Origin of the sequence: Bradyrhizobium sp. ISRA442 (genome assembly GCF_038085055.1) — a bacterium.
In the GTDB taxonomy this organism is placed as follows: Bacteria; Pseudomonadota; Alphaproteobacteria; order Rhizobiales; family Xanthobacteraceae; genus Bradyrhizobium.
Window position 1 is genome coordinate 23,825 of record NZ_JALGCN010000017.1, and the last position, 14,353, is coordinate 38,177.

A 14,353-nucleotide genomic window follows, 5' to 3' on the forward strand; every position below is an offset into this window, starting at 1 on the left:
GATTAGTCGCCGGAATGAAGACGAGGTTCGCTGCTTCTTACCCTCCCCTGGAGGGTAACACCCGTTCCTCACGGCAGGCTCAAAAACTCCACCCAGTTCGGCTTCTTGCCGGTGGGATAGGACTTCAGCTTGCTCAGCGCGCCGCTGCTCTGGTCGATGGCATAGACCGTCATGCTGTCGGACAGTTCGCCGACGGCGGCGAGATAGTGGCCCGTGGGATCGATGTTGAAGCCCCGGGGCTGTTTCTCGGTCGGCACGCTGCCGATCGTGGTCAGCTTGCCGCTGGCCGGGTCGACCCTGTAGGCCGCGAGCGTATTTGTGGTGCGCTCGGAGGCGTAGAGGAAGCGGCCGTCGGGAGTGATGTGGATGTCGGCGGCCCAAGGTTTTTTATCAGATGCTTTGCCGGTAAAACCTTCGGGCAGTGCGGTGGTGCGCTGGATCTCGGTCCATGCGCCGCTCTTCGTCTCGTAAGCGAACGCCGCGACGTCGCCGTTCAGCTCGTGGACGAGATAGACGAACTTGCCGCTCGGATGAAACACGAAGTGCCGCGGTCCCGATTTTTCCGGCACCTTGATCGCCGGCGGATCGCTCGGCGCGAGCACGCCGGTCGTGGCGTCGAACGCGAAGCTCAGCACCTGGTCGGATCCGAGATTGGTCGCGAACACGAACCGGTTGTCGGGCGAGGGCAGGAAAGCATGCGCGTTCGGCCCGGTCGGGATCACCTGCTTGGACTCGCCGGCGACGCCGTTCGCAAGCAGCGGATTCAGCGCGACCTTGTTGCCTCCATAGGAGGCGCTGAACAGGAACTTGCCGCTCCGGTCGATTGCGATGTTGGCCATGCTGTCGGCGAGCGGTCCGTTACCGATGTGGCTGAGTTGGCCGGTCTTCGGATCGATCGCGAAGCTCACCGCCTGGAAAGGCTGCGAGCGCACGCCGGCGATCAGCACGCGATGGTCGGGCGTGATCGCGAGCGGCGTCGAGGACCCGGGCTTTTCGACGCCTTTGAAGGCGGCCGTTTGCACCGGCGTCATCTCGCCATTCTCGGCCACTTTGAACACGCTGATGTCATTGCTGTCGGCGTTGCCGACATAGGCGAAGGTTTCTGCCATGCTGGCGCCGGCTCCGGAAACGAGGATGAGGAAAGCGACGAGGATCGCGATTGCAGCGCGTGGCGGTGCGGATGCGATGCGGCGGGCAGGTCTGAATGTCGGTCTGAACATGGGCTCCTCCTGATCGAGCGTGCCGGATGCGGCGCTATCGTTTTGCGGCGAGGATAGCGGGCGCGACGCGGCCGCACCAAATTCCAATTGGAATTGATCGATGCTGAAATCGTATCGGTTGCAGTCGCAGACCGGTGGGCGCGTGATCGCTACCGCACCGCCGCTGCAAGACTATGCGAGGGCAAATGCGGGCCTGCGGTATGTTCGGGGGGCCCGAGCACGGCCCACACGGCGACCGCGACCAGCACCGAGGTCAGGATGGTCCAGGTGACGAGTTGCTTGCGCATCAGGTCAAAATCCGTCCGCCGAAGATGTGATGTGCGACAGGCGCGCGAACGATCGTGCACTGCAAACGGCGACGCTCCTATGAAATCGTTCACAAACCAAGGTGCCCAGGCAAATTGCGTACCAATGCCGCGCGACGAGGGTGTCGTGGCAAAGCGCCACAGCGGTCAAACCGGTCGCGCTGCGCCGCCGACCAACGAAAAGTAGCGCCGCGCTGCGCCTGCACGTCGTCGTGCCGAGCGTCGCGCGGGGAACGGCGGCAGCGCTCTGCCGTTACCCGATCCTGCGGGCCGAGGACATCGAAACGGAGGCTGGGAGATGTTTTGGATCTATTGGGACACCGCCTGGTCGCTGATCATCAGCGGCATCATGTTCGCCACCATCGTCAGCCATCCCGACGCCGAATTCGCCGAAGTGCGTGCGGCGAGACGGCAGATGTGAACACCGTGTGCCGAGGCTCAAGAAATTTGGCAGGTATTTCAAGCCTGCGTTGAAAGATCTGCGTCGCCGCCCAAACTCCGTCATTGCGAGCGCAGCGAAGCACTCCACCTCCTGGATTGCTTCGCTGCGCTCGCAATGACGACGCGGGCGATCTACGTCATGCTGCCCGGCATGAAGCAGCGGATCAGCGCGCGGCCGTTCACGTAGTAGGGCCAGACGATGGTTCGGCCGACACGGTTCGGCTCGGTGATCACGGTGTCGTCGGGCACCTGGATCCACTCACCTTGCAGCCGGACCCGGTAATGTCCGTCTTGCGTGTCCCAATCGACGTCGTCGAGCGCGGTCCCGTCAGCGTCGGCGCAGCACGGGCCGCCGCCTTTGCTGTGCAGGCTCTCGAACCAGCCCTTGAGGGGAGAATTCGCGTAACGGCCGTCGTCGCGGGCCTCCGCGGTCGCGCCGATCAAGGCTGCAACCGCAATGAGAGGGATCATCCGAAAGGTCGTGATCGCCATGTCACCTCGCTCGCTATGCGCACACGCACAACTCCGCAGACGAAAGCCGTCTGCGATGCGCGTGATGCGCTCTGGCTGACGCCCGCCGGCCGATGTTCCGGCCGTCTCAGCGGAGCGATAACCGCAAGGCCCGGCGTTTGATCCTATTTTCGCAAAGCGATAAGCGGAGCACCGCCCTGACTGCGGCGGAGGAACCGGTCTCAGGCAGCCGCCGCCTGCTCCGAAAGCAATTGCTTCAGCTTTGAGGCCGGCACTGCCGGGCTGAACAGCCAGCACCGTCGCTCGCGCAATGTTGGCAAATGACTCCGTTGCGGACTTCGAGCCGAAGTACCACGTGCCCCGCCTGGCGTGGGGATCGCTGGCATGCCAATGTAGTGTCGTGCCGAACCTGCAGGAGTTCAACATGCGAACGAATATAGTGGGAGCACTTTGCGCCGTCGCGGTAATCGCGAGCGCAAACGCTGCTGTAAAGGAACAGCCGGTCACGTATACGGACGGCGAGACCACGATGAAAGGCTTCGTCGTCTACGATGACGCGATCCAAGCGAAACGGCCTGGGATCGTGATGGTGCATGAATGGTGGGGCATCACCGATCACATTCATAACGAGGCGCGAAAATTCGCGCAGCAGGGTTACGCTGCATTCATTGCGGATATGTACGGCGACGGCAAGACCGCCGACAACCCAAAGGACGCCGGCGCGCTCTCGGGATCAGTGACGAAGAACCCGAAGGTGATGGAGCAGCGCTTCAACGCCGCGTGGCAGCAACTCGCCAAGCAGCCCTCAGTCAATCCCCAACGGATCGGCGCCGTTGGTTACTGCTTCGGCGGCGCGGTGGTGCTGAACATGGCGCGCGCCGGCGCTGATCTCGCCGCCATCGCGGGCTTTCACGCATCACTTGGTCTCAACACCCCCGCACCGGCGCCGGGAGCCGTCAAAGCGAAAATCCTTATTCTGAACGGCGCGGACGATCCGTTCGCGAAGCGTGAGCAGTATGATGCGCTCAAGAAAGATTTCGACGCAGCGAAGGCCGATTATCGGATCATCGAGTATCCCGGTGCTGTGCACGCGTTCACGAACCCCGAAGCCACCGAACTCGGCAAGAAGTTCAACTTGCCGCTCAGATACGACGCCAAAGCTGATCAGGAAGCGAAGGCCGAAGCAGCCAAGTTCTTTGCCGCAAGCCTTCAAAAATAAGCAAGAAAGGTCCCACATCGTGACTCTTTCTCTCTGTGGCTGGTTTAGCCGCGGGATAAACAGGGCTGCAATGTCGCGCTAGCACTTTGTGGCGGACGAGATGGCGGAACGTGAGTCCGCTCTTGACCCAAAAGCTGACCCTGCATTGAGGTCGAGCCAATGTCGGCTTGTGACCCCAACTGAGACATTGCTGCTGATCGCGGCCGTCGCCACTCGGTCCTGGCTCTGAGTTGTCAAATATGGTTTGGTAGCCAACCGCACATTGCATGGAGCTGGCTATGACAGTTCATCGTGCTTTGTTGATGCTCTTCATCGCAGTTGCGTGTTGGTTCTTGGTGGCGATGCTTGGGGGACAGCTCGCCGCTCAGCACAGTCCGGAGGGCGTCCGCTGCAAACCTATTGCCGAGCGTACGGGCGAGCTTGGCTGCTGGATCATCATAGACAAACCGCTCGGACAGCTGGGAAAGTCCGAGATGTTTTGGCACCTCTATTCTTATCCGACGCGTTCAGACGCAGAACGCGCGAAAGGAGCAGGTGGAGAAGTGATCGAGTCCTTCGGCAAAGTCTGGTTGCTCAGCATCGAAGAAAAGGGCTGGCGAGCTGCCGGCGGTGATCGCATTGCCGAAATCGGCCCACTTCCGATAAATGCGAGGGAGGCGTACTCGGCGCAGTACATGGAGGCTATCTTTACGCCCGGTATGACCGCTCCTGCCCATATCCATTCGGGACCGGAGGCCTGGTACACGTTGAGCGGCGAAACGTGTTTGGAGACTCCGCTTGGGAAGCAGATCGGGCGCGCAGGGGGCGACTATGTGATCGTACCAGGCGGACCGCCAATGCACCTTACCGCGACGGGCACCGAGACGCGTCGCGCATTGGTATTGATTCTCCATCAAACGTCCATGCCGCCCACCACCCTTGTGCACGATTGGACGCCGACGGGACTTTGCAAGCAGTAAAGCCCTTTCGGAGTGTCCTGCGTGCGTGCAAGAGGGCTTATCAGTTGCGGTGATCGTCATTCGCGAAGAAAAGTGACTTCCGGTGTTGGCGGCCCTTAGCCGAACTGGGGCTGAGGCATCTGCAAAGTCGGCTATGAGAGGCAGAGCGGACGTGGGGCCGGAGACGCTTCGACGGCCGCTGACCCGGAGCAGGCCTTTTCACGCAGCCCGCCGACCGCCGGCTTTTGACCCCAGCCGGCCTTAGACTATTTTTTCGGAGTCGCGAACCGTTTCTCATTTTCCAAGCCTCTAAGTCTCTAGGGTCGTCAGAACGACGCTACAAAGGCGCGAGGTTGCTATGCTGTACAAGAAGAACGTGGCTGGATGGGAAAGTTGGGTCCGGCTCTTGGCTGGGGCAATTATGATTGCTTGTGGGCTACTAGGTCTTAAAGGTATGCCCGTTGGATACCTGATCGCCGGTGTCGGGGTCCTGACCGCGCTTACAGGCGTTTTCGGATACTGCCCGGCGTGCGCAGTAGCAGGTCGAAAGCTGCGCGCCGAACCATGAGCACACCTTTTTCATCGCCGAGCATGATGGAAGCGGCAATAGGCGGGGACGCTGACGCCATCCTGACGCTGCTCAAAATGTCGCAGCCCGACATACGCCGGTACGCGCGAAGAACCTGCCGCACGACAAGCGATGTGGAAGACGCGGTTCAGGAAACGTTATGGATCGTGTACAGTCGCATTGGTCGTCTCCAACGTGCCGGAGCCTTTTCCCTCTGGCTCTTTCGGATAGTTCATCGAACCTGCTTAAGATTGGCAAAGCAGCATTTAGGCCTTCCTGATGACGTCTCTTCCTTGGAAAATGACCTGCAGCTTTCGAAGAGGCCAGAATCAGAACTTCGCATCGATATAGCTGCCGCGATCCAGTCGCTGCCGAGCCACTACCGGCAGGTGCTCATTTTTCGGGATGTGGACGAAATGACGATTAGCGAAATAGCGCAATCGCTGGAGCTAACCCGAGAAACTGTGAAGGCTCGACTGCATCGCGGTCGAGCGCTCGTGCGTGAATATATGATGCGCTGAGGAGTAAGAATGTTCGCCAGCAGTTCACTCACCGAGCACCTTATCCGAGGTCTTGTTGGTATTGGAGCTCTCTCGACGGCAGTGTGGGTCGGGACAGACGCAGGTTGGCCTGCAGTACTAGGTTCCGTCACTCTGGGGCTAGTATCATTGATATCTTTTCGAGGATGCCCGGTCTGCTGGTCTATAGGCTTGTTTTCGATGGCACGCCGGTCGTTGACCTCGCTGTAATCGGGTTCACTTCTGCTTTTGGCCCGACGCGGCTGTTCAGCACTGCAAGGACTAACGTCCGCTGTCCGGGGGCACAGCGGACCTATCGCGGACGGTGCCCCACTGCTGGGTGTGACCCAGAGGAGACATTTGCGGTCCGAGTGCCAGCTCTGCGTGCGGGCCCTTGCGACTCACCCGCTGGCCGTCGCCATGTTCCACTAGGCCTGCATCGGGCCTTGATCCGGCGCATTTTGCTGCGTCGTGGCGCGAATGCTGTTCGGCGGTGCCCACCAGGGCCACTGGGTGATGTCCGGCCTCCGCAACGGTCTGCCCTGCTTCAAGACCCGCCGCTAGCGCCCGCTACCCTAGGCGCCTAAACTGTCCTCTATCCATCCGGAGCTAAGCATGGCCACGGAGCGCCTAGAGCGACGGCTCACAGCCATCCTCGCCGCCGATGTCGCGGGCTACTCCAGGCTGACCAGCATGGACGAGGAGGGCACGCACCTTCAGCTGAAGGAACATCTGCGTGTCCTCGTCGATCCCAAGATCAGCGAATACCGTGGACACGTTGTCAAGAACACCGGCGACGGAATGTTGGCTGAGTTCAGCAGCGTCGTCGACGCCGTCCGTTGCGCCATCGACGTTCAGCGCGGCATGGCGCAACGCAATGCCAGCCTACCTCAGGAAAGGAGAATCGAGTTCCGCATTGGTATCAATGTTGGGGATGTCATCATCGATGGCGGTGACATTTTCGGTGATGGAGTGAACGTAGCGGTCCGTCTGGAAGGGATAGCGGAGCCGGGCGGCATCTGCGTTTCGGCCCGTGTTCAGGAGTACGTGCGGGGCCAATTCGAGATTCCCTTCGAGGACGTAGGCGAGCAGCGGCTCAAGAACATTGCTAGGCCAGTGCGTGCGTATGCGGTCAGGATTGGTACGCGGGCGTCGCTTGCCCCAAAGAGCGGCATGCCCGCCGTACCGAGCGCGCCACGTCTTTCTATGGTCGTATTGCCGTTTGCCAATCTCAGCAGCGATCCAGGGCAAGATTATTTCGTAGATGGCATCACCGAGGACCTTACCACAGAGCTATCGCGGCTAGCCGGCTCCTTCGTGATCGCACACAGCACCGCCTTTGCCTTCAAGGGCAAGTCGGTGGACGTAAAGCGCGTCGCGCGCGAACTCGGTGTTCGCTACGTGGTTGAAGGCAACGTCCGAAGGGCGGGTCAGCGCGTACGGGTTGGTATCCAGCTGATCAACGCCGAAACCGGTGCTCATCTGTGGGCTGATCGGTTCGATCGGGAAATCTCGGAGCTGTTCGAGCTACAGGATGCAATCACCATCGAGCTCGCGCACGCGCTCGACGTGCAGCTTATCGAAGCCGAGAGCCGTCGCAGCGAGCGTTCGACAGACCCAGATGCAGGCGACCTGGTAATGCGCGCTCGCGCGCGCCTCTACCATGGCGTGTCTCGCGCGAGCCTTGTCGCGGCTATTCAGTATTACAGAGAGGCGTTGCAACTTGCCCCCGACGACGTTTCGGCTTTGGCAGAGTTGGCGGATGTTCTCGCAAGCAACATCGCGAGCTTGTGGAGTGAAGCGCCCCACGAAGAGTTTCGTGAGGCTAAGGCCTTAGCTGTGCGGGCTCTGGAACTTGATCCGTCTGACGCGTACTGCCACCATGTCGTGGGCGTCGTGCTTTCTCTAAGTGGGCGTTTCCAGGAAGCCATAGACGAATTCGAAGCAGCGATCCGGCTCAATCCGAATTTGCACTTTGCGCACTCTGGCCTTGGTTTTGCGAAGACTCTCTCGGGTCTCGGTGAGGAGGCGCTGCAGCATTTCGCTCACTTCATCCGTCTCAGTCCGCGCGACCCGTTTTTGTTCAGAGGATACTACGGCATTGGCTTGGTTCAGTTTCTACTCGGTGACGATGTCCGAGCGATTGAAATGCTGCACAAGGCAACTGGCTTGAGCCCTCACTACTCGCTGGCTCACCTCTGTCTCGCGGCCGCTCACGGCATCCAGGGGCGCGTCGATGAGGCGAGCGCCGCACTTGCCAACTATCTGCGGACCAGCCCGTCCGCCAGGACGATCTCCGCAATACAATTGCTTCGACCATCGAAGAATCCGTCTTACCTTGCCCAGTGCGAAAGACTGTACGAAGGGCTGCGTAAGGCGGGGATGCCGGAGAGGTGAGCGCGTCCCTTGGGGAACAGCTGTTGAATCGTGCGGAAGCGTGCAAAATAATCACACAGGGTTTGCACGACGCAGGAGACGCCCGCTTATGGCCCGAAGCGGCCGGTGGGAGAGGGGCAGAGCATGTCCGCTCTGCCCGCCTAGTTCGGACGTCGACTTGCTCTGCTATTGCAAGCGCGTCGTCCACTTCAATGCCGAGGTAGCGCACGGTGCTCTCGATCTTGGTGTGCCCCAACAGAAGCTGAACGGCCCGCAGGTTGCCGGTACGGCTGTAGATCAAAGTAGCCTTGGTTCGTCGCAGCGAGTGCGTACCGAACATATGCGGGTCTAGTCCTATTCCCGCGAGCCAACCAGATAGTAGCCGGGCGTATTGCCGCGTGGTCAGCCCTCGATCCAGGTCCCCGGACTCCGCGGCGGCGGAAATGACCCATTGCCGACTTGGCTTGTGCGCCCATCAAGCCGGTCGCTGGCCCGAGCCAATTTTGAATGCGATAGGTAGGTTCAGCCCGTCGGCTGATCTGTAGACGCTGGCGCAACGTTCGAACGCGGTTCGGATCAGGTCTTGAGTCGCCTGATCTTGCTGCCTAATGACAGCGCCGGTCAGAACGAGACTGCCTAACCCGCCTCGCCAAAGGGTCTCCGTATCGGGAACGAAGTAGGTTGCAGTGTGTTCTGTGACCTTCACCTCCGTGAGGCCAGCTCCGTTTAGCAACCGGAGGAATTCGCCCGAGTTGGAATAGCGAAACACATCGTGGCCCTGTGGCACGTCCAGTGGGGCCGATACGCCAATCTCGGCAATGGCGTCACGGAAGATGCCTTGAATACGTTGGCGCGATGGTTCATCCCACCACGAAAATGCAATACGTCCGCCGGGCGATAAAGTTCGAACGCACTCTGCGACAGCAAGTTCTGGCCGGGGAAAATGTCCAAGACCGAAAGCGCAGACGACTGCGTCGAACGTATGATCAGGAAATGGGAGATGTTCTACGTCAGCCTCACGATATTCGATCGTGGGGTACAGCCGCTGCGCCAGTTCTATCATGCGCGGCGACAAATCAACGCCGACCGAGCGCGCGCCGCGATTTGCGGCTTCGGCTGTAAGGACACCCGGCCCGCTCGCGACATCCAGCAGACGCATGCCGGAGTGCAACCGCACGTCGTCGAAAAGAGGGGCGGTAGCTAGAGCGGTCACCGCCGCAAAAAATTCGTGATAGCTCTTTGCCAAAACATCATGACCTTGGCGTTCGAAGGCCCGCAGTCGTTCCGCCTCGCTGCTCGACAGTTCTGCTGGAGACACAATCATTCCCCCCTAGACGCAAGACCGCTCAACAATAACAGCTCTCGGGGAACGGCAACATCCTAGATGTCCGGATGTGGCCCTTCTCCGAAGCATCGGCTCGCCCCGTCAAGGTCCAGATACTGGAGTACAGCGGACTCGATTTGCTCACGTTGAGTTCTTCGCATTCTGACCCATTTCGGACCTTGGCTGCTTTCGGGCTGCGACTCACGCGTCAGCTCGGGAGATCATTCTTCCGGCAGTCCTACCGGTCGGAGAATGTCGCAATAACGCGTTCGGTCGGCCGCGTAAATTAATGGGGACGCTCGCTCCACCCATGCTACTGAGTATTCGGGCTGGAGGTCCCGCGCCTTCGCCACGGCTTCTCGCGCCTCCTCCAGATGCCCCAGCATCGCGGCCGAGAGCGCCAGCCCGCGCCAAGAGCCCGTGACTTCGGGGTTCTGGCGCACCGCGCGGCGTCCCCAATCGAGGCCTGCCGCGTAGTCCCCGGCCATGAAGTGTGCGAAAGCTCGGATGCTGGCGAAGGCCGCAAAGTTCGGATCGTGTGGGCTGAGGCGCATCGCCCTTTCAAGGGAGCCGACAGCCTCAGCTCCCTTTGCACCGTAAGCCAGCACCAGCCCAAGAAAGGCGTGGCCCAACGCGAAGTTCGGATTCAAGTCGAGTGCCGCGCGCAGCTCCTCGACGGCTTCCTCGTGCTCGCGCCGGAGCATATGAGAGAACCCAAATGCGAGGCGTGCCCAAGGGTCGTTGCGGTCGATCGCCACTGCAGCGCGGGCCCGCTCAGTAGCCGGTGCCAGTACAGCAGCGAGCCCGCCCCCAAAAGCCTGCGCGTTCCAGAGGCTGAGCCATGCGTGAAGACCAAGCGCGCGTGCATAGGATGGGTCGAGCCGCAGCGCCGCCGATAAAAAATCGAGCGCCGTTTCATTGTCGCTCCGAGTCCATCGCCACATGAACGGCAGCGCGCGAATGACGCAGTCCCAAGCATCGAAGTGGCTTGGCGGCGTCTGTTGTAGGCGCGCGCTCTCGGCAGCGTAGAGCTGCGGCTCAACCGCAGTGACGATGCTTGCGGTGACCTCGTCCTGGAGAGCAAAGAGGTCTGGCAGTGCTCGTTCGTAGCGCTCTACCCAAATTTCGCGTCCGGTCCCCGCGTCGGCGAGCTGGACCCCGATCCGCACGCGTTCGCCGGCCCTTCGGACGCTGCCCTCAAGGACGTAGCGCACGCCAAGCTCGCGACCAATCTGCGTCACGCCGACTGTCCTGCCCTTGTAGGTGAACGCCGAACCCCGAGCAATGACGAAGAAGCCGCGCAGCCGCGCCAGTGCGGTTGTGATCTCCTCGGCAATTCCATCTGCAAAATACTCTTGGCTCGGATCCCCGCTCAGGTTTTGGAATGGCAGAACAGCAATTGATGGCTTGTCGGGGAGCGCCAGCGTAGGCAGTGGCTTGGCTTCCACGCCTTCCAACCGAACGCGGTACACACGCACCGGCCAAGCGATATTCTTTAGTCGATGCTCGCCTGTATCCTCGAATGCAAGGTCCAATTTGCTCCGCGCATCCTCCTGCACTCGAGCCGACACACAGATGCCGCCCGGGAGCGCGAGCGTCTCCAGCCGTGCGGCGATGTTCACGCCATCGCCATAGATGTCATTTTCTTCAATAATAACGTCGCCCACGTTGATGCCGACGCGAAACTCAATCCGCTTATCTTGAGGCACTTCGGAATTGCGCGCGGCCATACCGCGCTGAACTTCGACAGCACAACGCAACGCATCCACGACACTGCTGAACTGCGCCAGCATGCCATCGCCGGTGTTTTTAACAACCCGTCCGCGGTGTTCGACGATTTTGGGCTCGACGAGCGTGCGAAGATGGTCCTTCAACTGGACGTGTGTGGCCTCCTCGTCGACGCCCATGAGCCGGCTGTAGCCGGCGACATCAGCTGCGAGAATGGCGGAGAGCCGTCGCTCCAAGCGCTCGCCAGCCAAAGCACACCTCCGGGTACGCGTAGGCAGTTTACTCCTCCGGTTGCGGTCGCCAAGGGGGACTGACGGATTTGGACGCCCGCCGCATGCCAGTACCGCGAGGGCGGCCCTTTCCGCGACGGATTAATGACCATCCGCGGCAGCACCGCTATATGTCCGCTTCTGGGCCCAGACCAGACGAGCTGAAGGGACAGGCCGAAGTCTGCTTCCTAACACAGGATGCGGACACAGCTTATCGAGGCTTCGGGACGAGTACGCGCGCTAAGCCGCCGCAGCCTGCGCCGACAGTAACTGCTTCAATTTCGCTGCAGGCACCGCCGGGCTGAACAGCCAGCCCTGCATCTGGCTGCACCCGAGCTGTCGCAGCACTTCGCGCTGCGCCTCGGTCTCGACGCCTTCGGCCGTCGTCGCCATGTGCCGGGCCGCGGCCATGTGCACCACCGCCTGGACGATCGGGGAGGAATCCTCAGGCTCGCCGATGTCGCTGATGAAGCTGCGGTCGATCTTGATCTTGTCGAAGGGGAAGCGGTGCAGGTAGCTCAGTGACGAATAGCCGGTGCCGAAATCGTCGAGGGCAATGCGCACGCCGAGCTCGCGGAGCTGCTGCAGGATCGTCAGCGCCTCCTCGTCGTCGCGGATGAGAACGGTTTCGGTGATCTCGAGCTCGAGCCGTCCCGGCGCGAGGCCCGACTCCCCGATCGCGGCTGCGACCTTCAGTGCGAGCGTCTTGGATCGGAACTGCACCGGCGAGACGTTGACCGCGACGTGGATCTGGCCGGGCCAGGCGGCGGCTTCGGTGCAGGCCTGCTTCAGCACCCATTCGCCGATCTCGCCGATCAAGCCGGTGTCCTCGGCGACTGGAATGAACTCCGCCGGAGAGACCATGCCGCGCTCCGGATGGCGCCAGCGCAGCAGCGCTTCGCAGCCCGTCACCACATCGGCGGCGAGATCGACCAGCGGCTGGTAGTGCACCTCGAACTCGCCGCGCGCGAGCGCCTGCCTCAAGTCGAGCTCGAGCTGCCGCCGCTGCCTCGCCTTGGCATCGTATTCCGGCACGAAGAAGCGGAACGTGCGGCGGCCTTCGGTTTTCGCCGCATACATCGCGAGGTCGGCGCGCTTGAGCAGGTCGTCGAGATTGTCGCCGTGGTCGGGCGCGATCGCGATCCCGATGCTGGCGTCGGTCGGAATCTCCTGGCCTTTGCAGTCCACGGGCGTGCGCAGCGACTTCAGGATCTGCTCCGCCAGCGCGGTCAGCTCGGCCTGATCGTTGGTGCCGGCCTTGATAATGGCGAATTCGTCGCCCCCCAGCCGTGCGACGAGGTCGTTGCCGCTGACGCAGGCGCGCAGGCGGTTCGCGACCTGACGCAACAGCTCGTCGCCGACCTCGTGGCCGAGCGAGTCGTTGACGCCCTTGAATTCGTCGACGTCGATGTAGAGGATCGCGAACGGCTTGCCCGCGGCAAGCTCCGCCACGCGGCGCTCCAGATGCCCGCGCATCAGCACGCGGTTCGGCAGGTCGGTCAGCGCGTCGTAATGCGCCATATGCGCGATGCGCTCGTCGGCGCGGATGCGCTCGGTGACGTCGTCATGGGTCGCGAGCCAGCCGCCGGCGGCGCCGGGCTGATTCTTGATCTCGATCAGGCGGCCGTCGGCGGTTTCCACGATGGCGCTCTGGGTGCGCTCGACGTGATTCAAAATGCCGTCGCAATAGGAATCGACGTCGCCGTGGAACGAGCCGGTGTCGTAGCGATGCTGGATCACGTCGCGGAAATAAGCGCCCGGCTTCACGACGTCGGCCGACAGCCGGTACATCTCGATGTAACGCCGGTTGCAGACGATGAGCCGCTCGTCCTGATCGAACATCAGCAGGCCCTGCGTCATGGTGTTCATCGCGGTATCGAGCCGCTGCTTCTCCACCGATAGGCTGTTCGTCATCTGGCGGAAGATCAGGTACAGCGTGAGCACGAGAAGCCCGACGGACAGCACCGCGACGGTGACGAAGAATTTGGTCTGCGTGCGCCAGGTGGCGAGCGTGGCGTCCAGCGACTTGGTCGCGACCACGACCAGCGGCTCGCCGGTCAATAGACGCGAAGCGACGATGCGGTCCTTGCCGTCGATCGGGCTTGCGAGCTGCGTCGTGACGAAGGTGCGCTCGAATACGGCCATCTGCTCGGGCGGACCCTTGCGGTAGTTCTGCCCGATCATTGCATCGACATGCGGAATGCGCGCGAAGAGCTGGCCGTTCTGGTGGTGCATCGCGATCGAGGATTCCTCGCCGAGCCCGGTCGACGCGAAGAACGATTCGAGCTGCTCCGGCGTGATCGCACGCGAGACCAGGCCGAGGAATTCGTCGTGCGGGCCGGACACGCGCCGCGCGAATACGATCGCCGGCCCGTTGCCGAACCGTCCCGGCACCACCTCGACCTCCTCCTGCGAAGCGGGGTCATTCTTGAGTCGATTGAAATAGCCGCGATCGGCGATCGAGATCTCGGCGACCGGCCAGCGCTTCGACGAGTTGATCAGCACGCCGCTCGAATCGAACACGTTGGCGCCGGCGACGTCGGTCCAGCCGCTGGCCTTGCTGCGCAGCACCTCGTGTACGGCGAGCGTGCCCATCTCGCTGCGGAACACGTCCGCGGAATCGATGCCATGGCTTTCGAGTTCGGCGATGATGCTCTTCTGGAGCACCGCGAAATCCTCGAACTCGCGGTCGAAATGCCGGGCGAGCAGCCGCACCGCACTCTCGAGGTTGTCGCGGCCGCTTTCGATCGCGTTCTGGCGGAAGCGGTCGACGGTGAGCGCGGTCCCGATCGCGGTCGCCGCCATCAGCACGAAGCCACCGACGATCAGCCATGTCAGCGGCGCCCCGCGCCAACGGCGGAACACCGCGCGCATGCGCGCGGTCCATCGGATTGATGTGCCCATGCAGCCCTCCCCTGGGATGCAAGATGCAGCAAAACCGACAAGACCCCGTTACCAGTGACGGTTAGGAAAATA

12 protein-coding genes and 1 pseudogene are annotated in these 14,353 nt (G+C 61.7%); 6 read left to right on the top strand and 7 right to left on the bottom strand.

Annotation, left to right across the window (positions count from 1 at the left end):
* Positions 1 to 68 precede the first annotated feature (68 nt).
* Positions 69 to 1,220 (bottom strand): lactonase family protein, encoded by a 1,152-nt coding sequence (locus MTR72_RS28650; protein ID WP_280967749.1) that lies wholly within the window; start codon positions 1,218 to 1,220, stop codon positions 69 to 71.
* A 149-nt stretch (positions 1,221 to 1,369) separates the two neighbouring features.
* Positions 1,370 to 1,507: a hypothetical protein gene (locus tag MTR72_RS28655; protein WP_280967750.1), complete on the bottom strand. Its 138-nt coding sequence runs from the start codon at positions 1,505 to 1,507 to the stop codon at positions 1,370 to 1,372.
* Positions 1,508 to 1,823: 316 nt separating this feature from the next.
* Between MTR72_RS28655 and MTR72_RS28660 the strand changes: the two genes are divergently transcribed.
* The gene (locus tag MTR72_RS28660) at positions 1,824 to 1,946 is read left to right on the top strand and encodes a hypothetical protein (RefSeq protein ID WP_280967751.1); all 123 of its coding nucleotides are present in this window, start codon (positions 1,824 to 1,826) and stop codon (positions 1,944 to 1,946) included.
* 152 nt (positions 1,947 to 2,098) lie between these two features.
* Here the strand turns inward: MTR72_RS28660 and MTR72_RS28665 are convergent, their stop codons facing one another.
* Complete coding sequence (locus MTR72_RS28665) at positions 2,099 to 2,458, bottom strand: hypothetical protein (RefSeq protein ID WP_280967752.1); 360 nt, start codon at positions 2,456 to 2,458, stop codon at positions 2,099 to 2,101.
* 508 nt (positions 2,459 to 2,966) lie between these two features.
* On the opposite strand from MTR72_RS28665, the gene MTR72_RS28670 reads away from it, so the two are divergent.
* From MTR72_RS28670 to MTR72_RS28690, 5 genes are all read left to right on the top strand, one after another.
* A complete protein-coding gene (locus MTR72_RS28670) occupies positions 2,967 to 3,656 on the top strand; it encodes a dienelactone hydrolase family protein (protein WP_280967753.1) in 690 nt (229 codons plus the stop codon).
* 278 nt (positions 3,657 to 3,934) lie between these two features.
* Complete coding sequence (locus MTR72_RS28675) at positions 3,935 to 4,615, top strand: cupin domain-containing protein (protein ID WP_280967754.1); 681 nt, start codon at positions 3,935 to 3,937, stop codon at positions 4,613 to 4,615.
* A 337-nt stretch (positions 4,616 to 4,952) separates the two neighbouring features.
* Positions 4,953 to 5,162 carry a YgaP family membrane protein gene (locus MTR72_RS28680; protein WP_130220676.1) on the top strand — a complete coding sequence of 70 codons (210 nt, stop codon included), beginning with the start codon at positions 4,953 to 4,955 and terminating at the stop codon, positions 5,160 to 5,162.
* Positions 5,159 to 5,683: an RNA polymerase sigma factor gene (locus MTR72_RS28685; RefSeq protein ID WP_280967755.1), complete on the top strand. Its 525-nt coding sequence runs from the start codon at positions 5,159 to 5,161 to the stop codon at positions 5,681 to 5,683. Before MTR72_RS28680 ends, MTR72_RS28685 begins: the two co-directional genes overlap by 4 nt.
* 612 nt (positions 5,684 to 6,295) lie before the next feature.
* On the top strand, positions 6,296 to 8,077 hold the full coding sequence (locus MTR72_RS28690; protein WP_280967756.1) for an adenylate/guanylate cyclase domain-containing protein: 1,782 nt from the start codon (positions 6,296 to 6,298) through the stop codon (positions 8,075 to 8,077).
* Between the two features lie 148 nt (positions 8,078 to 8,225).
* On the opposite strand, the pseudogene MTR72_RS28695 reads toward MTR72_RS28690, so the two are convergent.
* The 4 genes and pseudogenes from MTR72_RS28695 to MTR72_RS28710 all read right to left on the bottom strand — a co-directional run.
* Positions 8,226 to 8,531, bottom strand: a pseudogene (locus tag MTR72_RS28695) (tyrosine-type recombinase/integrase); the annotation flags it as partial.
* A complete protein-coding gene (locus tag MTR72_RS28700; protein ID WP_341511623.1) occupies positions 8,532 to 9,374 on the bottom strand; it encodes a class I SAM-dependent methyltransferase in 843 nt (280 codons plus the stop codon). It lies immediately after the preceding pseudogene.
* A 227-nt stretch (positions 9,375 to 9,601) separates the two neighbouring features.
* A complete protein-coding gene (locus tag MTR72_RS28705) occupies positions 9,602 to 11,359 on the bottom strand; it encodes an adenylate/guanylate cyclase domain-containing protein (RefSeq protein WP_280967758.1) in 1,758 nt (585 codons plus the stop codon).
* 258 nt (positions 11,360 to 11,617) lie between these two features.
* Positions 11,618 to 14,281 (bottom strand): bifunctional diguanylate cyclase/phosphodiesterase, encoded by a 2,664-nt coding sequence (locus tag MTR72_RS28710; protein ID WP_341511624.1) that lies wholly within the window; start codon positions 14,279 to 14,281, stop codon positions 11,618 to 11,620.
* Positions 14,282 to 14,353 lie beyond the last annotated feature (72 nt).